Origin of the sequence: Psychrobacillus sp. FSL K6-1267, assembly GCF_038003265.1 — a bacterium.
Classification (GTDB): Bacteria; Bacillota; Bacilli; order Bacillales_A; family Planococcaceae; genus Psychrobacillus; species Psychrobacillus faecigallinarum.
In genome coordinates this window covers 757,124-783,908 of the sequence record NZ_JBBOOR010000001.1, presented here as the reverse complement: position 1 = coordinate 783,908, position 26,785 = coordinate 757,124, and the positions used below count along the sequence as shown (strand labels likewise).

At 38.4% G+C, this 26,785-nt stretch carries 28 protein-coding genes; 4 read left to right on the top strand and 24 right to left on the bottom strand.

Annotated features, from left to right (window positions below):
* Positions 1-102: 102 nt before the first annotated feature.
* The 11 genes from MHB55_RS04020 to MHB55_RS03970 all read right to left on the bottom strand — a co-directional run bounded on the left by MHB55_RS04020 (position 103) and on the right by MHB55_RS03970 (position 10,925).
* Positions 103-1,200, bottom strand: coding sequence for an anti-sigma factor domain-containing protein (locus tag MHB55_RS04020; protein ID WP_340862647.1), 1,098 nt, complete (start codon positions 1,198-1,200; stop codon positions 103-105).
* Positions 1,200-1,949, bottom strand: coding sequence for an RNA polymerase sigma-I factor (gene sigI, locus MHB55_RS04015; protein WP_340844161.1), 750 nt, complete (start codon positions 1,947-1,949; stop codon positions 1,200-1,202). Before sigI ends, MHB55_RS04020 begins: the two co-directional genes overlap by 1 nt.
* A gap of 86 nt (positions 1,950-2,035) precedes the next feature.
* Positions 2,036-2,983, bottom strand: coding sequence for a hypothetical protein (locus MHB55_RS04010; RefSeq protein ID WP_340862646.1), 948 nt, complete (start codon positions 2,981-2,983; stop codon positions 2,036-2,038).
* Positions 2,984-3,180: 197 nt separating this feature from the next.
* A complete protein-coding gene (locus tag MHB55_RS04005) occupies positions 3,181-4,095 on the bottom strand; it encodes a DMT family transporter (RefSeq protein ID WP_340862645.1) in 915 nt (304 codons plus the stop codon).
* A gap of 247 nt (positions 4,096-4,342) precedes the next feature.
* Entirely contained in the window at positions 4,343-4,756 is a 414-nt protein-coding gene (locus MHB55_RS04000; protein ID WP_340862644.1) for a DUF4262 domain-containing protein, read from the bottom strand.
* Between the two features lie 342 nt (positions 4,757-5,098).
* The gene (locus MHB55_RS03995; protein ID WP_340862643.1) at positions 5,099-6,355 is read right to left on the bottom strand and encodes a hypothetical protein; all 1,257 of its coding nucleotides are present in this window, start codon (positions 6,353-6,355) and stop codon (positions 5,099-5,101) included.
* Entirely contained in the window at positions 6,352-7,029 is a 678-nt protein-coding gene (locus MHB55_RS03990) for a hypothetical protein (protein ID WP_154311437.1), read from the bottom strand. The genes MHB55_RS03995 and MHB55_RS03990 overlap by 4 nt, the downstream gene beginning before the upstream one ends.
* 14 nt (positions 7,030-7,043) lie before the next feature.
* Positions 7,044-8,423, bottom strand: coding sequence for a S41 family peptidase (locus tag MHB55_RS03985; RefSeq protein WP_340862642.1), 1,380 nt, complete (start codon positions 8,421-8,423; stop codon positions 7,044-7,046).
* Between the two features lie 178 nt (positions 8,424-8,601).
* Positions 8,602-9,417 (bottom strand): flagellin N-terminal helical domain-containing protein, encoded by an 816-nt coding sequence (locus MHB55_RS03980; RefSeq protein ID WP_340844156.1) that lies wholly within the window; start codon positions 9,415-9,417, stop codon positions 8,602-8,604.
* Positions 9,418-9,771: 354 nt separating this feature from the next.
* Complete coding sequence (locus MHB55_RS03975; protein ID WP_144540466.1) at positions 9,772-10,236, bottom strand: transcriptional regulator; 465 nt, start codon at positions 10,234-10,236, stop codon at positions 9,772-9,774.
* A 332-nt stretch (positions 10,237-10,568) separates the two neighbouring features.
* Positions 10,569-10,925, bottom strand: a complete 357-nt coding sequence (locus MHB55_RS03970; protein WP_154311439.1) for a hypothetical protein — start codon at positions 10,923-10,925, stop codon at positions 10,569-10,571.
* 165 nt (positions 10,926-11,090) lie between these two features.
* On the opposite strand from MHB55_RS03970, the gene MHB55_RS03965 reads away from it, so the two are divergent.
* The 3 genes from MHB55_RS03965 to MHB55_RS03955 all read left to right on the top strand — a co-directional run bounded on the left by MHB55_RS03965 (position 11,091) and on the right by MHB55_RS03955 (position 15,910).
* Positions 11,091-11,489, top strand: a complete 399-nt coding sequence (locus MHB55_RS03965; RefSeq protein ID WP_340862641.1) for a helix-turn-helix domain-containing protein — start codon at positions 11,091-11,093, stop codon at positions 11,487-11,489.
* Between the two features lie 132 nt (positions 11,490-11,621).
* Complete coding sequence (locus MHB55_RS03960) at positions 11,622-13,202, top strand: hypothetical protein (RefSeq protein ID WP_151111283.1); 1,581 nt, start codon at positions 11,622-11,624, stop codon at positions 13,200-13,202.
* A complete protein-coding gene (locus tag MHB55_RS03955; protein ID WP_191696648.1) occupies positions 13,199-15,910 on the top strand; it encodes a DEAD/DEAH box helicase in 2,712 nt (903 codons plus the stop codon). Before MHB55_RS03960 ends, MHB55_RS03955 begins: the two co-directional genes overlap by 4 nt.
* An 88-nt stretch (positions 15,911-15,998) precedes the next feature.
* Here the strand turns inward: MHB55_RS03955 and MHB55_RS03950 are convergent, their stop codons facing one another.
* Positions 15,999-16,397 carry a single-stranded DNA-binding protein gene (locus tag MHB55_RS03950; RefSeq protein ID WP_144540476.1) on the bottom strand — a complete coding sequence of 133 codons (399 nt, stop codon included), beginning with the start codon at positions 16,395-16,397 and terminating at the stop codon, positions 15,999-16,001.
* 250 nt (positions 16,398-16,647) lie between these two features.
* Between MHB55_RS03950 and MHB55_RS03945 the strand changes: the two genes are divergently transcribed.
* Complete coding sequence (locus tag MHB55_RS03945) at positions 16,648-17,082, top strand: YwpF family protein (RefSeq protein WP_144540478.1); 435 nt, start codon at positions 16,648-16,650, stop codon at positions 17,080-17,082.
* Positions 17,083-17,207: 125 nt separating this feature from the next.
* On the opposite strand, the gene MHB55_RS03940 is transcribed toward MHB55_RS03945, so the two are convergent.
* The 12 genes from MHB55_RS03940 to MHB55_RS03885 form a co-directional block, all read right to left on the bottom strand.
* Positions 17,208-17,564 carry a hypothetical protein gene (locus tag MHB55_RS03940; protein ID WP_151111287.1) on the bottom strand — a complete coding sequence of 119 codons (357 nt, stop codon included), beginning with the start codon at positions 17,562-17,564 and terminating at the stop codon, positions 17,208-17,210.
* A 158-nt stretch (positions 17,565-17,722) separates the two neighbouring features.
* Positions 17,723-18,163 (bottom strand): 3-hydroxyacyl-ACP dehydratase FabZ, encoded by a 441-nt coding sequence (gene fabZ / locus MHB55_RS03935; RefSeq protein ID WP_154311442.1) that lies wholly within the window; start codon positions 18,161-18,163, stop codon positions 17,723-17,725.
* A 15-nt stretch (positions 18,164-18,178) separates the two neighbouring features.
* Complete coding sequence (locus MHB55_RS03930) at positions 18,179-18,463, bottom strand: DNA-directed RNA polymerase subunit beta (RefSeq protein WP_151111291.1); 285 nt, start codon at positions 18,461-18,463, stop codon at positions 18,179-18,181.
* Between the two features lie 15 nt (positions 18,464-18,478).
* Positions 18,479-19,318 carry a flagellar hook-basal body protein gene (locus tag MHB55_RS03925; RefSeq protein WP_144540487.1) on the bottom strand — a complete coding sequence of 280 codons (840 nt, stop codon included), beginning with the start codon at positions 19,316-19,318 and terminating at the stop codon, positions 18,479-18,481.
* Between the two features lie 21 nt (positions 19,319-19,339).
* The gene (locus MHB55_RS03920) at positions 19,340-20,179 is read right to left on the bottom strand and encodes a flagellar hook-basal body protein (RefSeq protein WP_340862640.1); all 840 of its coding nucleotides are present in this window, start codon (positions 20,177-20,179) and stop codon (positions 19,340-19,342) included.
* Between the two features lie 16 nt (positions 20,180-20,195).
* A complete protein-coding gene (locus MHB55_RS03915; protein ID WP_151113772.1) occupies positions 20,196-21,188 on the bottom strand; it encodes a rod shape-determining protein in 993 nt (330 codons plus the stop codon).
* A gap of 696 nt (positions 21,189-21,884) precedes the next feature.
* Positions 21,885-22,145 carry a sporulation transcriptional regulator SpoIIID gene (locus tag MHB55_RS03910; protein ID WP_144540588.1) on the bottom strand — a complete coding sequence of 87 codons (261 nt, stop codon included), beginning with the start codon at positions 22,143-22,145 and terminating at the stop codon, positions 21,885-21,887.
* A 68-nt stretch (positions 22,146-22,213) separates the two neighbouring features.
* On the bottom strand, positions 22,214-22,873 hold the full coding sequence (locus tag MHB55_RS03905; protein ID WP_144540591.1) for a M23 family metallopeptidase: 660 nt from the start codon (positions 22,871-22,873) through the stop codon (positions 22,214-22,216).
* A 31-nt stretch (positions 22,874-22,904) separates the two neighbouring features.
* Positions 22,905-23,888 carry a stage II sporulation protein D gene (gene spoIID / locus MHB55_RS03900; protein WP_340862639.1) on the bottom strand — a complete coding sequence of 328 codons (984 nt, stop codon included), beginning with the start codon at positions 23,886-23,888 and terminating at the stop codon, positions 22,905-22,907.
* 334 nt (positions 23,889-24,222) lie between these two features.
* Positions 24,223-25,518, bottom strand: coding sequence for a UDP-N-acetylglucosamine 1-carboxyvinyltransferase (gene murA / locus MHB55_RS03895; protein ID WP_144540493.1), 1,296 nt, complete (start codon positions 25,516-25,518; stop codon positions 24,223-24,225).
* Between the two features lie 327 nt (positions 25,519-25,845).
* Positions 25,846-26,079: a DUF1146 family protein gene (locus MHB55_RS03890; RefSeq protein WP_340862638.1), complete on the bottom strand. Its 234-nt coding sequence runs from the start codon at positions 26,077-26,079 to the stop codon at positions 25,846-25,848.
* 283 nt (positions 26,080-26,362) lie between these two features.
* Positions 26,363-26,767, bottom strand: coding sequence for a F0F1 ATP synthase subunit epsilon (locus MHB55_RS03885; protein ID WP_144540498.1), 405 nt, complete (start codon positions 26,765-26,767; stop codon positions 26,363-26,365).
* Positions 26,768-26,785: the final 18 nt, after the last annotated feature.

Below are 26,785 nucleotides of genomic sequence, written 5' to 3'. Positions count from 1 at the left end.
TTATTATCACAAAACGATTATTACAGGTGCCAGGCACTTGTAATAATCAATCATTGTCATAAAAAGAGAAGAAGACCCAGAAAAATTTCTGGGTCTTCTTTTTTATCTATGCTCATGTTGTTGTTTGTTCGCATTATTATTATCTTTTTGGTTACCATGATGGGTGTCTTTATTATTGTTACCTTTATTGCCATTATTATTGTCGTTCTTGCCGTCTGGCTTGTTATTTTGCGAATTATTATTTCGGTTGTTCTGATTCTTGCCTTTTGGCTGATCATGTTTATTAGACTGGGGTTGTTCATGTTTGTTTTGATATTCTTGCTTTTCTTTCGACTGGTTAGGGTTCGGTTTGTTTTCGGGATTATGAGATTTATTTTTTTGTTCTTTTACATCTTTGTTCGGTTGTTCCTTTTTCTCCTTCTCCCGCTTGTCAGTAGCAGCTGGAGCATGAGATGGAACGACTGGTTTTTCGACTGAGTTATTTGGTTGCTCTACATTTGTGTTGTTTGGTTTATCTACACTGGTGTTGCTTGGTTGTTCTTTGCCGGTTTTATTTTCTTTCACTGGCTTTTGTTCTTTTTGTTTGTACTTTTGAATGGAGGTTTTTTCTTCGTTCGCTCTTTTACGTTCCTCTGCAGAGCTTTCCTTCACATTCACTTTTTGCTCTGTTTGTACAGCCTGTACTTCCTTCACCGCTTGTTCTACCTGAGATTTCACTTCTGGGTTAGCTTCTTTCTCATACACTGTGGTGATTACAAGTTCATCCTGTTTGGCTCCTACATGCTTCACTGCGTGGACTAAGACAGCAGCTAGCGTTAGATCCTCCCACTCTGTAACATCAAGGGGGATGTCGTCATCTAAGGAACGGAGAGAAAATACATTCCCTTCCTCATCTACACCGATTTCGACAGCCCTTTCCCCTTCAAGTTGTACATACGCATAAGCACTGTTTTGCTGAGGAATCAATGATGCGACAAAGAAAATGAGGACAACTGCCGCTACAAGCACTGGTGCTAGAATCTTTGGCTTTATTTGTGTCAGTAAAAATGGAGCACCTGCTTCTAGCACTTGAAATTCTACCTCGGCACCAATCACTGGGTCATCAACCAATGGGGTACCACGCAGAAATTCGCCTTCGCCTGTAAGAAAGACGTAGTAGACGTCTTTCTTTTCGCAGACAACGCCTCTATACGTGCGCATCATATGATTTCTCCTTTCACATAATCTTTTATATAAACGAAGTCACTGTTTAGCAACAATATTACAGCAATCATGTATTTACGATGCCGTTCTAATGTTTTGCGTGATACATCAACCAGTGCTTCGATATCTTTGAGCGGAAGCCGTTTATGCTTGATAAAGGATTGATAGAGTTCCTCTGATTCGGAGATGATTTGTGCCACTAAAAAGGCAGTCTTCCTTGCATCCTTATGCTTTGGCGCAGCCACGGTTAATTCATTAAATGATAAATTATATTCCGCAAGCAGCTCCCCGTATCGAATCAGTTCCTCTCTCCTAGCCTCCGTCAATTGTTCTTCCGTATATGATTCAATCGATTGCTCATTCCATATAAAATGTTGCTCGTCTACGCTTTCGTCAGATGCCCCAGTATGGAGTAAGAGCACCTTTTCCTTACGGGCAGCTTCTTTTCGAATAAAGTCAACGAGCCGCCTTTTAATGATTAGATGAGCAAGTGTTTGTAGTGATGCATTTTCTTTTGGATTGTAAGCAAGTAATGCTTCATGAAAGCCATTAAGCGCGATACTATATTCTTCATCCTGCTCATCGATTGGCCGCTTACAAATATAAGCTGCAGTCTTCTTTATAAAGGAGGTATTGGCTAAAAGGAGGTCATTGATTGCCTCCTCTTCGCCAGCTAATGTCCCTGAACCTAGCTTTCTTTTATTCTGTTTTGTTTTGAATAGGCCCTGAATAATGGACAAAAGCATACATACCCTCCGTTCTCATAAGCTCCGTATAAACTTGTATTGTAGCTGTCTATTCGGGAAATGAAAAGCGGTATGATGAAATATGATTAATTTCTATCATTTTTGTCGTTGTGTTGGTTGTTGTTATTATCATGTTTATTGTGCTTGTCATGGTTATTATTTTGGTTGTGATTTGGGCCATGATTATGTTGTTTGTCGTCTTTCCCATGTGGATGCTTATGTTGCTTTTCTGCTTTTTTATCAGCCACTTTTTGTTCCTGTAGTGCTTTTTTTGCTGCAATTTCTGCTGCTTTTTCAGCTTCGCGTTTTGCTTCTTTTGCAGCTTTTTCTGCAGCTCTTTTTGCCTCAGCTTCTGCTTTTTCTGCTTCCTTAGCTGCTTTTTCTTCTGCTTTTTTCTTTTCTAGCTCAGCTTTTTTCTTTTCTTTTTCTGCTTTGTCCTGTTCCTTGTCTTTGTTAGGTTTATCGTTTACTGGAGGGACAATGACAGGTTTGTCTTCTTTAGGCTCATCTTGTTTATTTAAATAATTTTGAAGCTCAGTAATCACTGCTTTAACTTGTGTGATAATTGCCGCTTTTGTGTCTGCACTAGGAGCTTGCTGATAAGTTTTGAACAACACGATTAATCGATCGATTGCAGCCGTAAGCTCTGGCGCTTTCTCTTTATAGATATCTTTTTGAGTAGTTTCATACTCTGCAATAACTCGATTAATCACGTTTAAGATTGCTGCTTTTGCTTCTGTGCTGCCAGCATTTTCGTAAGCCTTCATCAATCCAACTAGCTTTTCCGTCGACACTTCCACTGGAATATCCAAATTTGTTGCTGGTGTTGCAGTAGTAGTTGTTGATTCTGCGGCTGCTTTTGTTGTTTCTGGTGTTGTCGTTGTTTGAGTTGCTTCTGTTGATTCGTTTGTGTTTTTGTATACATCATTGATGCTGACCGTGTCATAATTTCCACTAGCCCACGCATAACCTGCCCCTGATACTGTCAAAGTAGCTACTAATACAGCTACTCCAGTCTTCTTCCATTTCTGCATTTGATCACCTCGAATAGAATTTGCCCAGCGTTTCTTATGCGGACACCTAGTTATTCGAACGATGAACATTTTTTATGGGGGTCGATTTAAAAACTTTTTTGTTTTGTTACAGGTGCCTGGCACTTGTAATATTGTTACTACTACATTACGGGTGCCAGGCACCTGACATAAAGCTGTAATCAAAAAAGCAGCTACCCTCAGGTAGCTACTTTTTTGGTTTTATGCTTTTTCCATAGATCTTCTGCTGCTCCTGAGCCAAGGATTACTCCGGCTATGATGAATATTAGGCTAGCAAGGTGATTCCACCCTAGTACTTCTCCTAAGAAAATGACAGAAAAGATTAGCGAGAATACGGTGTTCAGGTTCATAAAAATGGCGGATTTGGTTGCTCCTGCTTTGCCGACTGCATAATTGTATAGCATATGACCAATTGCAGTACTGAAGATTGCAGAGGCGAAGAAAATTGCCCAGAACTTTAAATCCATTTCTGCAAATTGATTGATCGCATTCGGCTCTTGGATAAAGCTAATTATGATTAGAATTAGCGAACCAATTACTAGCATATAAGCTGTCAGCAGTCTAGGATCCAATGTTCTAGCGGCCTTGCTGATGACCATATAACTCATTACCTGTGCGATTATAGCAAGAAATACAAAGAAATCTCCTAGAACGGAACTACCAATATCACTGCCCCCAGCCACTGAGAGACTTACTCCGATTGTCCCAAAAATAACTCCCAGCCATTGTATTTTAGAAGGAAAGTATCTTAAGATAAATGCCCCCGCTATAGCTGTTAGCATCGGTCCTGTCCCAAGAATCAATCCACCATGCGTGCCACTTGTAATCGATAGCCCCATGTTTAAAAAATAATGATGGCCCACTACGTTCGTCAGTGACCCAATCGCTATATATTTCCATTCCTGCTTAGACGGCTTTCGGATTAATTTCATTTTCCATAAAATTAGAAATACTGTTATACCAGCTGTCAAAATACGGAAGGCAGTGAGGGTTACCGGTGAAACCTCTGCTATTAAATACTTTAGCATTGGTAGATTAACTCCCCATATTAACATTACAAATACGAGCATACCGTATATTTTCCACTGGTTCATATAGTTATTCGCCTTGCTTTCATTTAGGTTAAACCTTAGTATATCGAAATAATGGTAATATGTTAAGAGAATCATCCTGTATGTATTCGGGTTTTCGCCAGCCGACACAAAATAAGAAAAGACATAACTATAAAACAATATGTTATGCCCTCTCTATTATCTAATTCATTTATTAATGACTACCTTTGATAAGTGTTTTTAACACCTAATTTTCCCGCTTCCCATATCTTTTTATCGTTTTTGCATATTAAACATCGCTATCAAAATCATAATCATCTAGCTGACTTTTATAAAATTCGTGACAGTTCTCTTCAGTTGGCAACACTCCACCTTCATCAGGCAGAAGGACTCTTAACACATCCCGTCCCATTTCTCTATACTGTTTAAATTCCACTCTATAACCCTCTATGATGTCGGAGTATTTTTTGTCTTCCTCAAATATTTTCCCATTTCGGATGTCCTTTATTAAATTGAAGAAAATACCATTCGCAACTTCTGGGTCAATATTAAGTACTATTTGAAAATCAATATGATTAAAATTCTCTTTCACTCCATGAGTATGATAATTAGAGTGAATTTGGTCATATTCTTCAGCGTAAATAATATCCATATACCAGCCGTATTCTTCTATCATTTGCTTTTCCCATTTCTCATTTTCCAAGTGATTTCCTCCAAATCTTTATTCAGCTAAGGTTTGCTTACATATTTTCTAGCAAATACGCAACTTTCTTTAAATCGTGTAATTCTTTATAAGTATTTTACAAGACGAATAAAGCACTCTAGTGTGTGTCATGAACACCATACGAAAGCGACTGTTGTGATGACTTACCGCTCCCTCAGTGGAAAGCGTACGACTAGATTGAATATATTCCTTATTACAATTGACCTTAATTGTTTTCCTATATCGAGCTACCATCCTTAAAACAATGTAAAATACAAAAAAGAGAATATATGCCCTAATGAACATCATATCCTCTTAATTGTTTAGTAGACTACTATATAGTTATTTGTATGTTAGGTATTTAAGGTAATCTTTCCAGCTTACTGCTTTTATGCTATTCCAGGATGGTGCATCTAATGGAAATGGCAAGAATGCTGGTGCCTTATCTGTTTTTGGCTCCTTTTCTAGGACAATCATTCCACTTTCAAGTCCCGAAAGAATAGCAAAGTTATCTAGATAGAAGGGTATGGTTACTTTTGTTCGGGCAATTTTTCCTTCTTCAGTTAATATGTAGAGCTCTGCTTTTTCCTTTGAAGGGTTTAACAGCCAATCAGATTTTATTTTTACTGCATTGTCTGTTTGAGCAGTTGTAATAACGGAGTTCATATTTGCGGCAAATGGCAGATTTACCGGCTCTCCAGTTGGTTGGATCATGACCCCATATAGTGGCTCCTCAGCTTTTGAGTCGAATTGCTTGTAGGCCGACAGCCATGGAGAACTGTTAGTCGGGACTTGATTTTTCGTTATAATGCCACCTTCTACCACAGTTTCACTATGTGAGGAGTAGTTTCGAACTGGCTGATCCTTTTCTAGCTCATGCCATTCCTTTTCAGGAACGAAGGTAAGTAGCGACTTCTCCTGTGAATAGATGTTTATATTGTATTTACCGTCTAGATTTTCAACAGATGCAATGGTTCCTGCAATTGGGCTAAGGACTGAGACTGCTCCTGTCTCCTGACTGAGCTGTGCGTTAATGATTTGCATTTGGCGCTCTATATCAGCTAGCTTTTGCTCTGCTGCGGCAATAGCTTGGGCATAGCTTCCGTCTTGTTTAAGCTGAACATCCACTTGCACATTCACATCTGTGACGTCGTTGCCTTCATTGCTAGTAGTTGTGTCTGTATCAGAGTAACTGCCCTGGGAGCTAGATTTCTCCGACTCAAGGTTTCCAATAATTTGTTGCAGCTGGCTTTGCTCCTGCATATAAGCCTGTATTTCTGTTTCCCAAATCGCTCGTTGCTCTTCAGCGGAGTCTTGCTTTAATTGTGCAAGCTCCGAATCTGCTGCTATTTCTTCTCCTTCTTTTACCATGATGTTACTTACTTGTTCAGCATCGACTGTCACCGTTATTTCATCTGTAGGTACAACAACGGATTCTTTCTCTAATTCTTTAGCATATGTATTCGTGTTCACTCTCTCGTGATCATTTAAATAATACGATCTCGCAATTTCACTCTTATCCGAGAACAGCAGAATTGCATTAGCCGCAACAAAGGTAGATACAATGATAGAGATTCCGATTACTAGCCACTTGTTCATACTGCTTGCCCCCCTTCTATCCATTTTTCAATAGGAAGGATCTCGAACCCTGCAACTAGCAAAGCCAGCACTACCGGGATTGCTATTAAAATAATTATTAGATTACGACCCGACAAGTCTGTGTAGATACGTAGAAACTGATATTGAAGTGCAACAATTAACCCCGTAACTAGACTTAATTCATTAAAAAAGTATATAAAAAACTTATTGCTTAAAAATAAGGCTGCCATCGGACCAAATGATAGGACCGAAAAGTCTGTTGTATATCCAACTAATGAATATAAAATAAAAACAAATGCTTTTTCCATTAACAGCAGACTCACTACAAAAAGCTGTAATACAGCAATCTTTGCTAAGTCCACGTTCGTTAGTTTATGAAGTATGTATGAAATCCCGAAAAAATAAAATGCGATATAAATAAGCGACCAAAGAATAGCTCCTATAAGGGAAACGATTCTAGCAATCACATATGTTTCTCCAAATCCTTTTGCAAATAGGGAGGTAAGTCCTTCTGTATGCATTCCCCAAACGTCTCGAAGTGCAAACAGAAGCACCCCGCATAATACAACGAACCATACGCGTCCTTTAAAGTCGCGCATGGTCGAATCCTTTAATGACATTGCTAATTCTTGTTGATGAAAAAGATATTTCCAAAATCTAAATTCAAAAAACACTAGGTGTTCCCCCTTTATGGTTGAACAGTCACCTCGACATATGCACCTTTTTCCATCTTAGTGTCTTTGTTTGACTGGAAGGTTGGGTGGATGAGTAGGAGGTATGCTGCTCCTCTTTCTAATGCTGCTTTTGGTATGACTTTTAATTGTTTTGCTGACTTTTGCTCTATTGTGACTGGAGTTCCCTCTGTCTCACCCAATTTAATCAATTCAACTCTCTCTTTGTCATTCAGTTGAATCGTTTTAGAAAATGTAATAGTAAATTGTTTATTGGTCATCACGTTTTTTATGACCGGCATTTTCTTATATGTTTGATAATTTTCAAGAATTGCGTCTAAATGTGCTTTTTCTAGCTCCATACCTTCTTCAGTAACTACTTGGGGCTTCACTCCGGTTTTATTCACAGAGCTGCCTTTAGGACCTGCAAACTCCGCGATTGTCAGCTTCAAAAATGAGCCGTCCGTTAACGGATAGAACGATTGCATGGAGCCTTTCCCATAAGTCTTTTGACCATAAAGCTTGGCAGACTTCTGGTCCAAGAGCGCTGCTGCAGTCATTTCAGATGCGCTCGCGCTATATCCATTCACAAGCACCTTTGTATCCTTTGGAAACAATGCCTTTTGCGGAATAGATTCAACAAGACCAACCTGATTCTTCATCATAAGCATATACGCGTATGGACTGTTCGGAAATAAACCAATTAGCTCCTCTGCGGTTTTAACAAAACCTCCGCCATTGTTACGAAGGTCTAAAATATAGGAGGTTGCACCTTTCCTCGCTAGCTCCTCCTTTGCCGAAATTACCAGGGAGGCACCATCCTCAGAAAAGGAATTGACACCAATATAACCTACACCCTCATTTAAAAGCTTGTGTGTAACTACCGGGACACTAAAGTTTTTTCTCGTTAATATGTATGTTTTCTTTTGGCCCGTTGATTTCAAAACTTCTATGTTAACCTTTGTATCAGCCTTTCCAGTGATCAGGGTAGAAGCCTGCTGCACAGACATTTTCTCAGTCGATGTCCCGTCTATAGATATAATAATATCTCCTGATTCAATTCCAGCTTCCATTGCTGCAGTTCCTTCAAATGTGCTCACTACTTGGATACCCATCTCGTGTTCTTCTATAACAACCCCAATACCTGTTGTTGTATTATTAATAGAGTCTGTATATCTCTTAAACTCTTCCTTTGTAAAATAGGTTGAGTAAGGGTCGAGCTGCTCGATGATAGCATCAATAGAGCTTAGTTCCATTAAATTGGTTGGAAGCTCCCCTTTATAATTTTCTTCTATTACTTGCCTGACCTCATCAATAGGGGCAGCCAATGTTAAAATAGGAGCAAACAGCAGTCCTATTATTAATAAAAATGTAGTTAATGCAGAGACTTTCTTCATAACTAATTCCCACTTCCCATATGCTATAAACCTATCTTAACTTAAAAAAATATGAAATGCTAAAAAGTTTATATATTTGGCAATATAAAAATTCAATTTTATTACAACATAAATGCATTTAACTACTCAGCAAAATAAAACAACCGTGAAAATTTCAATTCACGATTGTTAGAATGAGTTAACTTTTTAGTAGCTGTAGTACGGATTGAGCCTGCTGCATATGCAAGCTTAAAACATATTGACCGGCCTGCATTAAAATATTTGCTTTAGCGAGTGTCATCATCTCTTTAGCTATATCCGCATCTCTTATGCGAGATTCAGCAGCTGTTAAGTTCTCTTCCATATTAACTGCGTTATTATAAGCGTGCTCCAGCCTATTAGTATAGGCACCCATTTTGGAACGCTCTCGAGACACCTGCTTAATGGCTTCATCCATGCCAGCTATCGCAGCATCTGCTTTCTCTCTTGTCGATATCGAGAGATCTTTTAATCCTATGCTATCACCAGACATATTCCCAATGTTAAGCTCGATAGATTGCCCTGAGTTTGCACCTGCCTGAATTTTGATGGAGGTTTGAGTGCCATCCAATAATGTCTTTGTATTGAAATTAGTATCCTTAGAAATTCGATTTACTTCTTTCTTCAATTCCTCAAACTCGATATTAAGCAAATCACGGTCATTGTCCGTCAGCGTATCATTAGCCGCCTGCACACCCAATTCCCTCATCCGTTGCAAAATAGCGTGCGTTTCATTTAGTGCACCTTCCGCCGTCTGCAACAATGAAATACCGTCCTGAATATTACGTGCTGCCTGCCCAAGGCCTCTGATCTGAGCTCGCATCTTTTCAGAAATCGCTAAACCCGCAGGATCATCCGCTGCACGGTTAATACGATAGCCAGAAGATAGACGTTCCATCGACCGATTAGCAATCGCCCATTGGTTATTCATATTACGAAGAATATTCAAACCAGTCGCATTCCACTTGCCTAGCATCTCTCCACCCCCACCCCATCTATTTAACCTTTATATCGACTCATCCCACAAAAATATCAATAGATAAATTATTTTTTTATTACAGCTAATATATTACAGGTGCCTGGCACCTGTAATATATTAGCTGTAACCTTTATAGACTTAATTCCGACTTATCTATTAAACAGAAAAGAGGTGAGGGTAGGCATGAAAATGACTAAATTTGGTTTCAGTTGGGAGGATATTTTGTTTGGGGTGCTCGGCTCAAGTGCGTTTATCTTTTTCCTTTACTATTTTACTTCCTTTTAACTTTTTGTTCATATAAAAAACACCTTCGAAATAATCTTTTCGTAAGGTGTTTTTTATGTTGAAAAATTAGTCCACATGGTGTCCTCCGTATGTGTCTTTATATTGTTGTAGTTCTTTGAATAGTGCTGCGTCTTTATGAAGTAATGCATAATCTATCATACGTTCAAAATTCTCTTTTTCCAATTGTTTAATAATCTCTTTTGTTCCTTCCAATAGCATCGAGCTAGATTCTTCTACATTATTGTTTGAATTAATAATTGTTTGTAAATGCACATGAATATCAGAGACTAGTAGGAGTTGGTATAAAGGAAGTCGTATAAATCGGTTTCCTTTTTGAAAGACAAATACCTCGGACAGGTTTTCGACTTGTAACGAGTTAGCGTTGACTATTATCTCTTTTCCTTCTACAGGAATAAAATCAAATAGCTCGTCGTCCTTGCGCAAGGAAAAGTATTGATAGGCAAATACAAGCTTTATCCTATCTCCCTCGAGCTGAGTATAAAAAGGCTTCATTAATTGTACAAGTAACATTCCATATCCCCTCCTGTCCTTTTTGAATTTTCTGATTTATATTAGTATATCATATTCTACATTTTTCGTGTAGTGTATTTATCCAAAAAAACGCATTCATATCCTTGTAGGTATAGGCTTCTCTATTCAAATTTAAAACAGCGAATCTTAGAATAAATGATAGTTAATTTCCACTATAGGAGAGGGAGCCAAGTTCCGGTTCTATAGTCGAGCTTTCTATTTTTTTCTTATGAGGAAATACCCTTCAAGATAGACAAATAATCAAAAAAGAGAATATACTTTCTTAAAATCCAAAAAAGCGAACGCAATATGCATTCGCCATTAAAATATTTCTATTTAAATTGCAATGCACTTTCTGCTCTTCCTTTTTCTCTTGGACTTGTAAAGAAACCGTATTTTTTAGGACTGTATTCTACTAAAATGGCTTCAAACACCCTTTGCAGGATCTCTTCCTTCGATGCTTCTCTCACGCTTTTAATATAAAATTGAAGCATATTTTTTTCAAAATCAAGCTGTAGATCGTATATGCTGTAGTACTCTGATGCGATTAACGGTATGTGCTTTAAATTGTTTATAGGACTTTCCACAATGTATTTTATGTTCCGCGCCTTTACTCCTATTACCTTGACATGATTGAATCCATTTTTCGAATAAATGTCCAGAGATTCTAATAAAAAAGGTATATGCAATTGAATTCTTTCTACTACTCCCCACTCCTTTCTTATGTAAATTGTCCTATAAGCTTTATATACTATATTTAACCGCTCTTTTAATAAATATCTCCAATTTGGCGATTATTACAGTTTAATCCTATCTTTTCGATATTCTTGTTGCATTGTAAAGGAGGTAATTATATGGCATTTTACGAGCATCTCCGTGCTTATCGAGAACAATTAGATATTACTCAAATGGAAGCAGCGAGAAGAATAGGCATTGGCCATTCAGTTTTGTCTAAATACGAAAAGGGTGACTTAGCCATTCCCATTGACTTACTTATGAAAATTAAAGAGGTGTATGCGATCTCGAATGACTATTTTCTAAATATGCTGGAGGATAAGCCTTCTAAAAGTAAGAATCCTGGCTTGGAGGCGCGTGAAAGTCGATCAAAGTATATAGAAGCATTTCAGGAGGAATATGTTACCCCACTTGCATCCTATAAAGAGTTTCGTCTTCTTGTAATGGATATTAAATCAGTTTCCAAAGAGGAAAAGGAACTTAAACGATACATAAAAGGCTTATTAAAAAAAGATTAAAATCCTTACTTATGATCAGCATAGGTAAGGCTTTTTATTTTAGTGAATCACTTTTACACTCCTCTGGCTTTTATTCGAGCAGGATTAAACGTATAATGGAAGGAAAGCCTTTTTTCATTAGGAGAGATTTGTTTGAACCTAACTTCGTATCAAAAATTAGCCAATCATTATAACCAATATATAGATGCGTCCATGCGGACGATTGAAGAGAAACTTAACCCTACTGTTACGGAAGATGAGGAGCTTGTTCGAAGAGCGACCTTTTTTGTGCGTAATGGCGCGGTTTCAATTGCAAATTATTCACTAAAGGACAATCGAATTGATTTTGTGGTTAGAGATGTAACTAACATCGAGGTACGATACTTGCCAATGGTTGACCTGATCCATTGCCCTTGCCAAATGCAGAAGCCATGTAGACATATCGTCGCAGCGGTTTTTTATTTATATCAACAAAACAACTCCCTATCCACTTGGATCTCGGAGTGGAAAGCTAACATAGACCACCTACAGCTATCTTTACTTCGAGATGAACGTAGTCCCAAAAGCTGGGATATGCTAGTGGATAACTTTTTTAGAAAGTTTATCTCCAGCTATCCGCCAACAAGCTTTTATCTTTTAGAATTTGCTATTCATGACTTGAAGGCCCAGGTTCGTAAATCTCGACCATTTGAACGAGAATGGCAACCTATCTTTGATGTATATGTCAATCTGGCCATACTAACACGCGCATGGCCTTATTTAATTGAATACAACGATACTAATATGCGTAATCGCGTTTACCAGTTTTTAAATGATTATATAGAGGATATTGATGATAGCCTGTCCCAGCTTGCTGCAAAGCCTAAAATGTTTGCAGCGGACCCCTTTTTCGATCAAATGATGGAAAACGTACGGTCCTTTTACTTTGAAGAGGAAGGCCTTGTTCGTTATCGGAAGCACGTATATTTAGCCTGCTGGGAAGCTTTAGTAACAGATAAAGCAGCGCGAATGCAGGAAGTCAAATATCTTCAAGAGCTGACCATTGAAGAGGACGGAATCCCGTTAAATATGGTACTTCCATACTTTTACCTCACCTTGTCGATGATGGATGAGCTATTAGATTCTGCTGAGCATATGGAGAAGGATCAGCTTTTGGAGTGGGTGGAGGTTTGTGAAAAGGCCATTCATTCCTCCAACAAGGAATTAGTTAGCGAGCTAGCTAGAAAATTACTCCCTCACATTTCTTATTATTTAAATGAAGTCATACAAAACCCTTCTAGAGTCATGCTCATTAGAAGATTAGAATTGCTATTCAACCAAGTAAGTTTAAAAACGGAGGAACTGGAAAAACTGTATCAATCATTCGGTTTATATGGAATCCAATCATACTCCAACTTACTAATCGAACAAAAACGTTATAGGGAATGGATGGCATTGCACCAATCTGCCAACTCATCTCTTGAATATGCTGAGTCCTGTGGATTATCTATAGTGAAGGATGAGGCACCAGAAGTCCTTCTTCCGCTTTACCACCATTATGCAATGAGGTTTATCCAAGAAAAAAACAGATATAGCTATAAGCAAGCTGTTCGTATTTGGAAGAAAATGAAACAGGTAGCGAAGAAAGCAAACGAAATTGATTACTGGAATGCTTATGTGGAAAGTATTCGTGAAAAGTATCGCCGTCTTCGTGCCTTACAACAAGAAATAGAGAAAGGAAACCTGCCATTATGAATAAACCTTTATCTATTACAAAAGAATTTTCCCTGTATATCGATCAAGCAGCAAATGGAAGCTTTCTTCTATCATGTAATGATGCGCCTATCGAAAAATGGGTGGAGACGCTCTACTTAAATCATAGAGAAAGCTTTTTTGGTCTTAACGCACAAGTTGAGGATGACGTATTAATAGCTTCTCCAGTAGAAGTCATTGAACTCTTTTCATCTGAAGCTCATCCCTTCATCACATTCTCTGGAGCTACCGAGCCCTCGCTTCAATGGCTTAAAACCTTTAAAGAAGCAGGAAGTGTTTGGAATTCACCTGATCTTTGGAAGACAGTCGAATTACAGGAAGACAATTTAGAGTTGTCTGCTCCCATAGAGGACAAAGGAAAGCAGCTAGTTGAAAATGCTATCAAGCAAAAGCTTTTTCAGGCAGGGCTTACGATGGAGGACCTACCCGCCCTCATTCCTTTCTTTCAACAAGGCGGCTGGCCCCTAAAATCGCAATCGACCCATCCAAATCTGTTAGTAGCATTGCGCCTGTCCGAGCCGGATGAATTTGATGACACCTGGTTATTAGAAACAGTCGTTCGCGGTAAGAAAAGCAGTGTATACTGGACGCCATCCTTCCGAAAAAAAGTATTGCCTATTAAGCAGGCTCTTCCTGATAAATGGAATGAATATAACACCTATATCGAAGAAACTCAGGCAAAAATCTTTTCCCTAGTCTCCTCGATAGATGCCGTAGAACTGTCGACCTTCTTCTCCTCTCCATTAACCGATGAAGAAGTGCGACGTTTTTTACGTGATGACCTAATCAAACTGCAGGCTCTTGGTTTCGAAGTTGTTCTGCCATCTTGGCTGAAGAGCTTGAAAGAATCTAAAATGCGTGTTAAGACTGTTGCAAAGACTGCCAATACTTATAAAACCGCCGCTGGCTTAAATGAAATCCTGCAATTTAACTGGAGTTTTTCTCTAAACGGACAGGAAATCTCTGCAGAGGATTTTCAAAAAATGGTCACTGAAAATCGATCATATATACAGGCAGGCAATGAGTGGTTCCGAATAGATGCTGCGTGGATGCATCAAATTCGAGAACTTATGAAGCAGTCCGAGGATGAAAATTGGACTGTGAAGGAGCTTTTATTCCGAGAAATCCCGGAGGAAATTGCTTTAGCTATCGATGATGATGAGCAATCTGATGAGGATCCATTATTCCAATTTGAAATGCAGCAATCTCTTAAAGTATTGATGGAACAGCTGTCTGAGAAAAAAGGTTATCCCACTGTGGAGGTCTCATCCAATCTGTTGACGACTCTTCGACCATATCAGCAGCTGGGCTTAGACTGGCTTGTATTTATGCGAAATGAAAAATTTGGCTCCTGCTTAGCTGATGATATGGGTCTTGGTAAGACAGTCCAATTAATCGCATATCTACTTCATGTCCATGAAAGCGGTGAACAAACAACGCCTTCTTTGATCATTTGTCCAACCTCCGTGCTTGGAAACTGGCAGAAAGAGCTGGCTAAATTTGCTCCTTCTTTAAATGTCCAAACACATTATGGCACAGCGCGAACCCGAGAAATTGATAAAGAAGCTGACGTAGTAATCACAACCTTTGGTACAGCAATGCAGGACATTGAAGCATTAGAGGATTTAGAATGGGCTAGTATAACTCTCGATGAGGCTCAAAACATTAAAAATATGCATACAAAGCAATCTCGTGCGATTCGCAAGCTTACAGGCAAGCATCATATTGCTTTAACTGGAACACCGGTTGAAAATAGATTATCCGAGCTTTGGTCTATCTTCGACTTTATTCATAAAGGTTATTTGGGTTCCTTCCGTAAATTCCAGGAAAATTATATCGCGCCGATTGAGCGAGATAACTCTGACTCGGTTAAGCATAAACTCCGGGTCAAAATTCAGCCGTTCTTATTAAGAAGAACCAAGCAGGATCCAGAATTGTTGTTAAACCTCCCAGAAAAATTAGAGCAACGCGAGTATTGTGGTTTAACTACCGAGCAAGCAGCGTTATATGAATCCCTTATTCAAGAAACCGTTAGCAAGCTTGATACACTAACCGGCTTTGAGAAAAAGGGGCTTATTCTCAAAATGCTTAGCAAGCTAAAACAACTATGTAATCACCCGGCCCTTTATCTGAAAGAGCCATTTGATGATGCAGAAGATATGCTTGAACGCTCTGAGAAGCTTGCTCGTATTGTGACACTCGCTGGAGAAATTGCTGCTCGTGGTGAGCAATGTCTGATATTTACACAGTATATCGGAATGGGTCATTTGCTGCAGCATTGCCTAACTGAGCTGTTCGATATAGATGCTCCTTTCTTGACAGGAAGCATGCCAAAAAATCAGCGTGACCATTTAGTAGAGGCGTTTCAGGCAAAGGAATTCCCTGTATTCCTTCTATCCTTAAAGGCTGGTGGAACTGGTTTGAACCTTACTGCCGCAAGCCACGTGCTGCATGCGGATAGATGGTGGAACCCTGCAGTCGAAAACCAGGCAACTGACAGAGCTTATCGTATCGGTCAAACTAATTTCGTCCATGTCCATAAGTTCATAACTATCGGTACAATTGAAGAAAAAATAGACAAACTTCTTGAACAGAAGCAAGCATTGTCTGAAGAACTGATCCACTCTAGTCAATGGATTACAGAAATGTCGGATGCAGATCTAAAGGATTTGCTTACTCTTTCAATCTAACTGATATCTTGTTAACAAAAACCTGGCCATATTCTGGTCAGGTTTTTTCTCTCTTGTATCATTTGGATGGTTGCGGCCATTCAAAATTTTACACTGGAAGTTTTTTTATTTGTTCTGCTGGAAATTCAAAATCACTTTCTACTTGCTTATTTTCCTCTCTAGTTTGTTCGGTTTCGTCGCGACTTTTGGTAGCTAAAAATCTGATATCCTCCACAATAACCTCTGTTACAAATACTCTTATGCCTTCCCCTTTTTCATAAGATCTTGTGTTCAAGCGGCCAGTGATTCCTACTAAAGAGCCCTTTCCACAGTACTTTACCGTGGTTTCAGCTAGTTTCCCCCAAATTGTGCAAAGCACGAAATTAGCTTCTTCGCTCTTATAGCCCTTACTCACTGCAACAACAAATCCTGTTTGCACTCTCCCCTCAGATAAGTGCTTCAGCTGTGGAGCCTTCGTCATTCTTCCAATTATCGAAACTGTATTCAATCTGTCACCTCCCTTTCATTAGCCATATCATAAGCCTTTGAAAATTTGTTGGCAAAGCGCAGTTATTTCATTTTGGGTCGTTTTTCTGGGTCAAAATAAAATAATGTTATTTGCTTTCAAAAATATCCCTCATCTTACCGCATTCATTGAAATCAAAAATAAGAAATTGGCATTTTCACATTTATTTTTTTCCATAGAATCCCTATGCTATAATGAAGATTAATTAGTCCTACTAAAAGGTGGATTGTATATGAAAACATTTAAAATGATATCCGTGTCCCTTATCCGCAATAATGATGAAATGCCGATTTTACTAGAGGATGGCATAGTAATTAATCAAGAAAACACAAGTCGTTCTTGGATTTTAGAATTATTTATTGATCAAAAACATGAGGATTTCTTTAATGAATTAAAAACATCCAATGAATTATTTAATGCTAAGGTCGTTATCTCTTACCCCGAGAATGAGCCTGCACATTTTGAAGTGGCAACCTACTCCGTTAAGAAAATAGGAGATCATCTTTCCGTGTTACTTCGCGGAACATTAAAGCGTGCACGTAGAAAATACGCTGAATCGTTACTTGCTGAACTTATTGAGGATGGATTAATTGGAGAAGAATTGTTGACACAATTCGAAAAGGATATGAAAACGCGTCCTTCCTTAAAGAAAGACAAAGAAAATTGATATAGGCATACTGACTAATGCCTAAAGAAATAGGCAACTTCTTGTTTACAATACAAGAAGTTGCCTATTTTTTGTTTGATCAACCATTTCAAATTTAAAAACGCTCCATAAGTTACAGAAAGGGACTATTTATCTTTATTTCCATTAACCTCTGGCTCATCTACAAATGTACGTTCATCCATGTTTGAATGATCCATATTTCCATTTAAATCATTATTATCACCATTGTTAAGACCATTGTTCAGATCATCGTTAAGACCATTCATATCATTCTTACCGTTTGTGCCTTCATTCATACCACCATTAGTAGTTCCAGCTCCGTTATTACCAGTGTTCTCATCAGGAGATGGAGTAATTACACGATTACCGTTGTTTAATTCCCCCATTGGTGTTTCATTGTTTGAAGGTACTGCTTCATCATTATTACATCCAACGAGTAAAAGCGAACATAATGCCACAGTAGGAACGACTTTTTTCAACATAAAAATTCCTCCTTTCTTGATATCGTCATCACACTCTTCACGTGACTTACGATAGGTTATCCAAGAAAAGAAGGAACTATCCTATGGCATTATTACCTCTTTTTTCAATGCTCAGCATACTCGCATATACTTTAAAAGAAGTGGAATAATACTATTTATTAGTCGTTGTTTGCAACTGGACCTAATGCAAACAGGATATCTGTTTCACAAACAAGCTCTCCATCGACAGTAGCTATGCCATGTCCTTTGCCCATTGGTCCGCGGAGCTTAGTAAGCTCAACTTCCAGTTTAAGCTGGTCTCCTGGTTTGACCTGTTTTTTAAATCGACAGTTATCAATTCCTGTAAAAAAAGCAAGTCTTCCTTTATTTTCGGGAATTTGAAGCACAGCCACTGCTCCTACTTGAGCCAACGCTTCCACAATAAGAACGCCCGGCATTACTGGATAGCCAGGAAAGTGACCATTAAAAAATTCTTCATTAATTGTTACATTTTTTAATCCAACTGCTCGTTTACCTTCTTCAATTTCTAGAATACGATCAACCATTAAAAATGGATATCGATGAGGCAAAATAGCTTGTAATTGCTCCGTTGTTAGCATGGAATCGTCCTCCAATTATTTACCGTCTTTTATATCAATTATATGTTGGTACGTTTCCCATTTTAGCGCATCCTTCGGCTCACCATCACCTATAACCCCATAGCCAATCATTAGTCCAGCTATTGCAGATATGCAAAAAAGAGCAATAACAATTAGTATACGCAGCCATATAGGAAACATACGAATTTGTACCCACTTGGTTGGTTTGGTATTGTCTACCGTTTCTTTCTTATTTACTTCTTCTTGTACTTTTTCTAACCTACGCTGTTGTCGGCTAGAAGCCTTTACTTCTTCCGTCATTAAAATAACTCCTTACTAGCGAATTCCATTGATCAAGCCCATCATTTGATCGGCGATTGTAATAGAACGAGCACTAAACTGATACTGACGCTGCGTTGTCATTAAATCGGTCATTTCTTTGGAAACATCTACATTAGACATTTCTAAAACCTGATTGCTCAAGGAAATTTCTTCTCTGTCTGCTCCTTGAAGGTCGGTCATTACATCCTCAGCATTTGCACCTAACTCATCTAAATTCTCGGGCATTACAATATATGTCGCAGACAAGTGTTCCATGAATTGTGGCTTTTGCAAAACGGAAACAGCTAACTCTCTTTGTGCTGTAGTACCATCAGGATATGTTGCAGTTAGCACTCCTCTTTCATTTACAGAAAAGCTAGAAGCTCCCTCAGGAATCGTAATAGCCTGTCCCTGTGAGTCGGAAACAGGATAACCATCTCCGTTAACAAGCATCATTTGTCCATTTTCTATTGGAGAAACATAGAAAGCTCCTTGACGAGTGTATGCAGTTTTTTCTCCATTTTGTCCGTCGGGCATAATGATTTGAAAATATTGCTTAGGCTCCTGAAAAGCAAAGTCTAGATCTCTGCCAGTAGACTGGATGCTCCCTTGCTTCCAGTTCATTTGAGACTGTGCAAGTGCTGCTCCCACTCCATAGCGTATCCCAACAGGTGATTGTCTCTCTGTTTTATCTAATTTATCGTTATTAAATTGCTGATAAAGTAATTCTTGGAATTTTACTTCTTTTGACTTATATCCATGGGTATTTGAATTGGAAAGATTATTCCCTATAATATCCAGTTGATTTTGCAATTGGGACATTGTGTTTGTTGCTGTTATCATTGTGCGTAACATTCAACCACACCTCCTTGGTAATTAGTTAACACGACCAACCTCGTTGACAGCTTTCTGCATGCTCTGATCGTATGCTTGTAGAATTTTTTGATTGGCTTCAAATGTTCTATATGCTGACATAAGCTCTGTCATTGTTTTCGCACTGTCTACATTTGATCCTTCAATATAGCCCTGTTGCATAGCAAAGCTCACATCACCAGTATTATACGCGGATGGTAGCTCCATGCCATCTTCCGTTCTATATAAACCATTATCCTGCTTCAATAAACGATCCGGATTAGCAGCATATGAAACCCCTAGCTGAGCCACCGCTACGTCATCCACAAAAACTTGGCCATTATCCCCTACACGGAAATCATCATTTTGCAATTGAATACGTTGGCCTGCATCATCTAAAACATATAGTCCACTTGCATTCGTTAAAAAACCTGAAGCGTCCAATGTGAAGTTTCCGTTACGTGTATATGCTTCTCCCTCAATTGGGTGTTCTAAACGGAAAAATAGCGCACCTGATTGCCCTGATTCTGCATCCACTGGAAGTACTCCATCGATTAAAGCTATATCAGTGTTCAAGCCTGTTTGCTGAAGCTGCCCCTGTGTTTGCAGAGCAACGGTTTCTGACATATAAACGCCTGTACTAATTCCACCGACAGTTGACAGTTTTTTCCCACTGATCGGATTCTCCGTAGGAATTTTAGCTGGCCCTAGACGTGACATCAGCATATCTGGAAAAGAACGAATGGTAGACTGATCAGCCTTAAAGCCTGGTGTATTCGCATTAGCCATATTATTAGTTAGCAGCTCGGTTCTACGCTGTTGAGCAATCATCCCAGATGCTACAGTATTAAATCCACGAAACATGATGAAGCCTCCACTCTTATCTTCTACTTATTTTATCGATATTATCTAGCATAATTCCAGTGCCAATAGCCACACAATCCATCGGTTGTTCCGCAATAAACACAGGAACCTTTAATTCTTCCATCAACAGACTATCCATACCATGTAGTAGCGCACCGCCACCAGTGATAATAACGCCACGGTCAATAATATCTGCGGACAACTCAGGCGGTGTTTTTTCTAACACATTTTTGGCAGCTTGTACTATGACAGATACAGACTCTCTTAACGCGTGTTCGATTTCATCAGATTTAATAGTAATCGTTCTTGGCAGACCTGAAACCATGTCTCGCCCACGGATATCCATCTCTTCATGACGACTGTTTGGAAAAACAGTTCCAATCTCAATCTTTATATTCTCAGCTGTTCGTTCACCGATTAGAAGCTTGTACTCTTTTTTGATATATTGAAGAATATCGTTATCAAACACATCTCCTGCTACCTTAATAGACTCCGAGGTAACTATATCACCCATAGATAGAACAGCAACATCAGTTGTGCCCCCACCTATGTCTACAACCATATTTCCGCTTGGTTGGAAGATATCCATCCCTGCTCCGATTGCTGCAACTTTAGGTTCTTCTTCTAAATAAACCTTTTTACCACCAGATTTCTCCGCAGCTTCTCGAATGGCCTTTTGCTCCACACTTGTAATGTTTGTCGGACAGCAAATTAAAATTCGTGGCTTCGATAAGAATCCCTTTACGTTTAATTTATTAATGAAATGCTTAAGCATAGCTTCTGTCACATCAAAATCCGCAATTACTCCATCTTTTAACGGGCGAATAGCCACTATATTTCCTGGGGTTCTACCTAGCATTTGTCGAGCTTCTTCTCCGACTGCTAGTACTTTATTCGTATTTCTATCTAAAGCGACCACTGAAGGTTCGTTTAACACAATCCCTTTTCCCTTCACGTGAATCAATACATTTGCTGTTCCTAAATCTATTCCTATATCCTTTGCAAACATTACCAGTGTTTCCCCTTCCTTGCTATAACTTTTGTTTGTAAACTCCGTAATGTATCTAACTTCTAATTTTATCATAGTTTTGTCATAAAAACAGTTTTTTTGAAGAGTATTTTGGAAAAAATTATGAAGAAATTAGAAATTTTTGACGAATTATAAACTATTATCCCGATTCTTCTATAGGTCAGTACGCTCATTTTTATGTTGTGACTTTAGAGGTGAAGTTGAGTAGGAAGCTGTCTGTTTGAGAGATATAGTATTTCAGTTGATAGTTACGAATTATTTTGTATGTTCTTGAAAGACTATTCCAGAGCTACGGATTTTTTTCAAGTATCACAATTAGTTACCATATGTAAGGGGATTAATTGTCCATAAGAGCTTTCCTAGCAATAGTTCCCTCCCTAAAGGATCCGAACGTTGGACTTCGTTATACAAGCAGTGTTTCATACTTTTTAGAGTATACAACTTTTAAGTCAAAGAATCTGTTGCAGGCTCTATACTCCTTATAAATTCCACATGTCCTTTTCCTGTTATTAGAATGCCCTTCCTCCTTGCGCTCTCTCTTTTAAACTGGACTTTTTCTGATGCTAATTTATTTTTATTGACCTATGTATATTCTGTAAAGACTTACTCATACTACTCAGACAACGAATTATTTCGGATATAAGAAAAGGCCGTGAAATAATACATTTCACGACCTTACCTATCTTCCTTTTTGGTCCTCCATTTTTGCTTCGTAGCTTCTCCGCCTCGTAGGTGTCTGACTGACTTATGGTAAGCAAGGATTTCTTTGACTTCCTTAGCCAGCACAGGATCCACAAGGTGGAGTCTTTCGGTTAAGTCTTTGTGTACGGTGCTTTTGGAATGACCTGTTTTGCTCGCAATAGCGCGAACTGTTTTCTTTGTTTCAATTACCATTTCACCCAAACGTATGCATCTATGACGAATCGTTTCGTGCACCAACTCTTCCTTTCGTTAGTAAAGGAACACTTTTCACCACTTTATGCATAGCGAAGGGCTAATATGAATTAAAATGCTAGATATGATTCCGGATTTACAAGGACTCCGTTTTCTAATACTTCGAATTGAAGATGGATTCCAGCAGTAGGATTCCACTCATTTTCCGCTGCAGTTGCAAGGGATTGTCCTTGTTCCACTACATCTCCTGCTTTTACTAGAATGCCAGTGACAGAGCGATATTTTGTTAGCATACCATTTGCATGAGAGATTACGATTTCGTCACCAACAAATGGATCAAGATTTACTTCTTCTACTTTTCCGCTTAATGCTGCAACAACTTCAAATGGCTCGTTCTTCATAGTTAGGGAAACTCCTGTGCTAGCTACGTAAGTTTGATCAAAAACAAGTAGAGATTTCTCACGAGTCGCTTCGTCTGCTTCCATATCATAGTAGTGCTGAACAATTTCAACGTTATCTAGCATAGCTTCTTTGAAAGGGTATTTCATAGATTCTGCTTTAGCGTTCGTTTCAATTGTTACTTTGTCTGGATTACTTGCATCGGTCCACTCGGATTCTTCTGCAGAATCATCGCTGACATACACATTATAACCCCAAATCATTCCAACAAATGCTACCGAAAAACCTGCATATACTAGTGGCCAAAACCAAGGTTTTTTCGGGCTGTTACTCTTCTTCTGAGAAGGCTTTTTAGATTGTTCTTCTCTCATTTTCATCACCTCTAATTGCATTGTTGGCATATTAAGGAGATTTTAAACATGGAGAAAAATTTTTTATTTCGGTTCCTGTATAATAATGCAATAAAATATCATGAGCCTTCGCAGAATTGTTAGCCATTACCTCAGCTCCATACTGGCTCATTCCTACTCCGTGCCCATATCCAATAGTTTCCACTACAACTTTATCATTTTGAAAAGCTATTGAAAAATCAGTAGAGGGTAGTCCAAGTAAAGTTCTAATTTCTCTGCCTGTCCAACTTTTGCCGTTCATTTCTACTGACTTTACTCGATTGGAGTCTGTCCGTGCTATTTTGACAGTACCCCCAATATTATTAGACCACTTCATCTTAAAAATGTCCGACCATTCTTTACTCGTAAATTCAAATTTCTGTTTCATTTTATTTGAGAATTGCTCTTCCTTTTCACTCGGCACTGATACTAAATAGGGAATTGCATATCCGCTATAATTCTCCGCGCTTTCTGTTTGCCCATTGCTTGTTGAAAAAAACATTGCAGTGATTAACTGATCCTTATAAACAATAATTTCTCCCTCTGTAGAAGCTACGATTTTTTGAAGCTTCTTTTCGTATTCCTCAAAGGAAGCACCCCAACGCTTTTTTCTCTCCTCTGGACCAACATACACTTGCTTCTGTACCGTCTTGTCGATTGACTTTGCTCCGTAATCGGTTTCTCTTAAAACATAGGTCCTAGCAGCAATAGACTGTGCCTTCAATGCTTCTTCATGGAATGTGATTGGCATTTCCGCGGCAACTACTCCTAATACATACGTTTCTAGAGGAATTTTTTCCTTTACCCCTTTCACCTCAATTTCTATTGGACAGTCAACTTCAGTTTCCGGTACGACTTCTGGTGCAGCTTTTTCTTTCACTCTGTCTTTGATCAATAAAAAAGGTAATAACATAAGGCAGATGCATACGATTACTAAGAGAATGTTTTGTTTCATAGGGGTAATATATGCAGCTACAAAGAATCTAATGACGGACAAGCTATAGAAAAGCTGCTTGATCTATCTCTTGTCATACAGATGAGTAATAGGAAAGTGTTTATACTCTATCATTTCTGAAATCATCCATTTAACCAATAGTATATGGACATGAATTCTTGTTAAATTTATGGAATGCTATAAGAATCTATTTGAATCTTTATATTTAAGTAGCCTTTATACACTATTTTAGCGCCTTAGAGGCTATTTAATCTTATAGATGAGCATTTATACTAAAATGTTAATTTTCACTCTTAAAACGCCTAAAAACAGCGTGAAAAATTACATCAAAAAAAGCACAATACACGAATAGGTGTATTGTGCTTTACATATATTATTAAACGAGTTGAACTGCTTTTTCTGTGTTTTCTGTTCCAATACGTTCGATGTCTGCACCTAAAGCTGCTAGCTTTTTGTCAAAATCAACGTATCCACGATCTAAATGGTAAAGTTCAGTTACACGAGTTACGCCTTCTGCAACTAGACCTGCAATGATTAGAGCTGCCGCTGCACGAAGATCTGTAGCTGCTACCTCTGCACCTTGAAGGTTAGATGGGGAATCCATCATGACAGAGCGACCTTCGATTTTCATGTTTCCGTTCATACGTCTAAACTCTTCCACATGCATAAATCTGTTCTCAAATACAGTTTCCGTAATGATACCGGTACCATAGGCTGTCATCATCAATGCCATCATTTGCGATTGCATATCTGTAGGAAAACCTGGATGTGGCATAGTTTTGATGTCTACTGATTTCAAGTTTCCTTTAGAACGCACACGTAGCCCTTGGTTCTCTTCAGTAATTTCCACACCCATCTCTTGCATTTTAGATATTAGAGCTGTCATATGCTCTGGTACTGCATTTTCAATTAATACATCGCCTTTTGTGATGGCTGCTGCAACCATGAAAGTACCAGCTTCAATACGATCAGGAATAATGTGATGCTCAGTGCCATGAAGTTCTTCAACTCCCTCGATACGAATAGTATCAGTTCCAGCACCTTTTACTTTACCGCCCATTTCATTGATAAAGTTTGCTAAGTCTACGATTTCCGGTTCTTTAGCAGCATTTTCGATAATCGTTGTTCCTTCAGCTAAAGCTGCTGCAGTCATAATATTTTCTGTAGCGCCCACACTAGGTACATCTAAATAAATTTTAGCACCTTTTAAACGTCCAACAGTTTTCGCTTCTACAAATCCATGACCAAATGAAATCTCTGCACCCATTGCTTCAAAGCCCTTTAAATGTTGGTCAATAGGTCTTGAACCAATAGCACAGCCCCCAGGAAGAGCTACTCGAGCAAAACCATTGCGCGCAAGAATTGGACCCATAACAAGGATTGACGCTCTCATTTTGCGCACATATTCAAATTGTGCTTCACTTGATAGTCTTTGCTGTGAGTCAATAATTACTTCGTTGTGCTCTGGGCTATATTTGATTTCTGTATTTAAACTTTTTAATACTTCATTTATCGTCAAAACATCTGCAAGTGTTGGTACATCTTTAATCACATTTTTCCCTTTTGTCGCGAGCAAAGCTGCTGCAAGTACAGGTAATACTGCATTTTTAGCACCCTCGACCCGTACGTTACCTTTTAACCTTTGGCCGCCTTTAACAACAATTTTATCCACTTAGTTCCCTCCGCGTTCATAATCCTCTTAAGCTAATATATAAAAGAAATATGTATGGTGTTGTTTTTTGTTATTTCAAAACAATATCATCATACAACGTATTTCGACTATATACAAGCACCGAAAACCCTATTTTCTTGTCCTCTTTTGGTAAATTTTCTTAGTCTATTATACGTAATACCCAGTCTTTTCGTGTAGATATTTATAAATTACCCCACATGTTATGTAATAAACATATTCGACAGCATATTTCCCAGGAAATATGAGGAGATTCTACATGCTCATACAAACTTGTCCATAATTTGCATGAGCATGCAGGATCTTCTACTAAAATAAGTACTGTAATTGGTTAGACCAGGAAGTTAAATTTAAAAAGAAATTAGCTACTGTCGAGCCTAACATAATACTTACCAAAATAAAGAAAAGCTGGGCTTGAAATACATGATTCTTTTTAATAAATTTGTCCACCATAAGAGCTTGTAATGTATAAAAAGAAATACCGATAAAAAAGATATTAGCTAATATAGCGATAACAGCTTGCTCTGAAGTCAAAAGACCCATTATTTTCCCTCCAGTTTTTAAAAACGAAAGCCTTCCTAGAACGATGTACTGCTCAACAAAACAATTAACATGTTTATGTTATTGTCGTTTCAAAAATACCCTCGTCAAATTACTGTAAAATCTCCCACTTTTTATAGCAAGAAATTCAAAGCTCCCAAATCTGACCATAAAGTTTAAAGACCCTCAAATTAGGAAAAACACTTAGCAAAGCAAGTACATTCTTAACAGTCAAGAAAGAAAAAACGGACAGAAATAATCTCTGCCCGTTTTATCAAAAAAACAATTATAATCTACCCTCATAAGCGTTGATACGATTAAGCGCTCTCTTCAAAGCAAGTTCAGCACGATTAAAATCAACTGATTCTTGTTTACTTTGAAGTAGTTCTTCTGCACGTTTCTTCGCTTCTTGAGCACGAGCTAAATCTATACTTGAAGCAATTTCAGCGGATTGAGCCAAGATTGTAACCTTTTCAGGACGAACCTCAATAAATCCGCCACTCACTGCTACAAATTCTGATTTACCATCTTTTTTCAATTTAACCGAACCAATTTCAAGTGGTGCAACCATTGGAATATGGCCAGGTAAAATACCGATTTCACCCGATGCTGTTTTAGCGATAATCATGTCTATTTCAGAATCGTATACCGGGCCGTCGGGAGTGACAATATTGACTGAAACTGTCTTCATATTTTTACCTCCAGGTCC

Coding starts and splice junctions, on each gene's coding strand:
- MHB55_RS03955 (WP_191696648.1), top strand. CDS start 13,199: ATGAATAAACCTTTATCTATTACAAAAGAATTTTCCCTGTATATCGAT.
- MHB55_RS04005 (WP_340862645.1), bottom strand. CDS start 4,095: ATGAACCAGTGGAAAATATACGGTATGCTCGTATTTGTAATGTTAATA.
- MHB55_RS03925 (WP_144540487.1), bottom strand. CDS start 19,318: ATGTTACGCACAATGATAACAGCAACAAACACAATGTCCCAATTGCAA.
- fabZ (WP_154311442.1), bottom strand. CDS start 18,163: ATGCTAACAACGGAGCAATTACAAGCTATTTTGCCTCATCGATATCCA.
- MHB55_RS03930 (WP_151111291.1), bottom strand. CDS start 18,463: ATGACGGAAGAAGTAAAGGCTTCTAGCCGACAACAGCGTAGGTTAGAA.
- MHB55_RS04010 (WP_340862646.1), bottom strand. CDS start 2,983: ATGCAGAAATGGAAGAAGACTGGAGTAGCTGTATTAGTAGCTACTTTG.
- MHB55_RS03885 (WP_144540498.1), bottom strand. CDS start 26,767: ATGAAGACAGTTTCAGTCAATATTGTCACTCCCGACGGCCCGGTATAC.
- MHB55_RS03890 (WP_340862638.1), bottom strand. CDS start 26,079: ATGGGTCTTTTGACTTCAGAGCAAGCTGTTATCGCTATATTAGCTAAT.
- MHB55_RS03985 (WP_340862642.1), bottom strand. CDS start 8,423: ATGAAGAAAGTCTCTGCATTAACTACATTTTTATTAATAATAGGACTG.
- MHB55_RS03905 (WP_144540591.1), bottom strand. CDS start 22,873: ATGAGAGAAGAACAATCTAAAAAGCCTTCTCAGAAGAAGAGTAACAGC.
- MHB55_RS03965 (WP_340862641.1), top strand. CDS start 11,091: ATGGCATTTTACGAGCATCTCCGTGCTTATCGAGAACAATTAGATATT.
- MHB55_RS03945 (WP_144540478.1), top strand. CDS start 16,648: ATGAAAACATTTAAAATGATATCCGTGTCCCTTATCCGCAATAATGAT.
- MHB55_RS03975 (WP_144540466.1), bottom strand. CDS start 10,236: ATGTTACTTGTACAATTAATGAAGCCTTTTTATACTCAGCTCGAGGGA.
- MHB55_RS03980 (WP_340844156.1), bottom strand. CDS start 9,417: ATGCTAGGCAAGTGGAATGCGACTGGTTTGAATATTCTTCGTAATATG.
- MHB55_RS03915 (WP_151113772.1), bottom strand. CDS start 21,188: ATGTTTGCAAAGGATATAGGAATAGATTTAGGAACAGCAAATGTATTG.
- MHB55_RS03940 (WP_151111287.1), bottom strand. CDS start 17,564: ATGTTGAAAAAAGTCGTTCCTACTGTGGCATTATGTTCGCTTTTACTC.
- MHB55_RS03920 (WP_340862640.1), bottom strand. CDS start 20,179: ATGTTTCGTGGATTTAATACTGTAGCATCTGGGATGATTGCTCAACAG.
- MHB55_RS04020 (WP_340862647.1), bottom strand. CDS start 1,200: ATGCGCACGTATAGAGGCGTTGTCTGCGAAAAGAAAGACGTCTACTAC.
- sigI (WP_340844161.1), bottom strand. CDS start 1,949: ATGCTTTTGTCCATTATTCAGGGCCTATTCAAAACAAAACAGAATAAA.
- MHB55_RS03995 (WP_340862643.1), bottom strand. CDS start 6,355: ATGAACAAGTGGCTAGTAATCGGAATCTCTATCATTGTATCTACCTTT.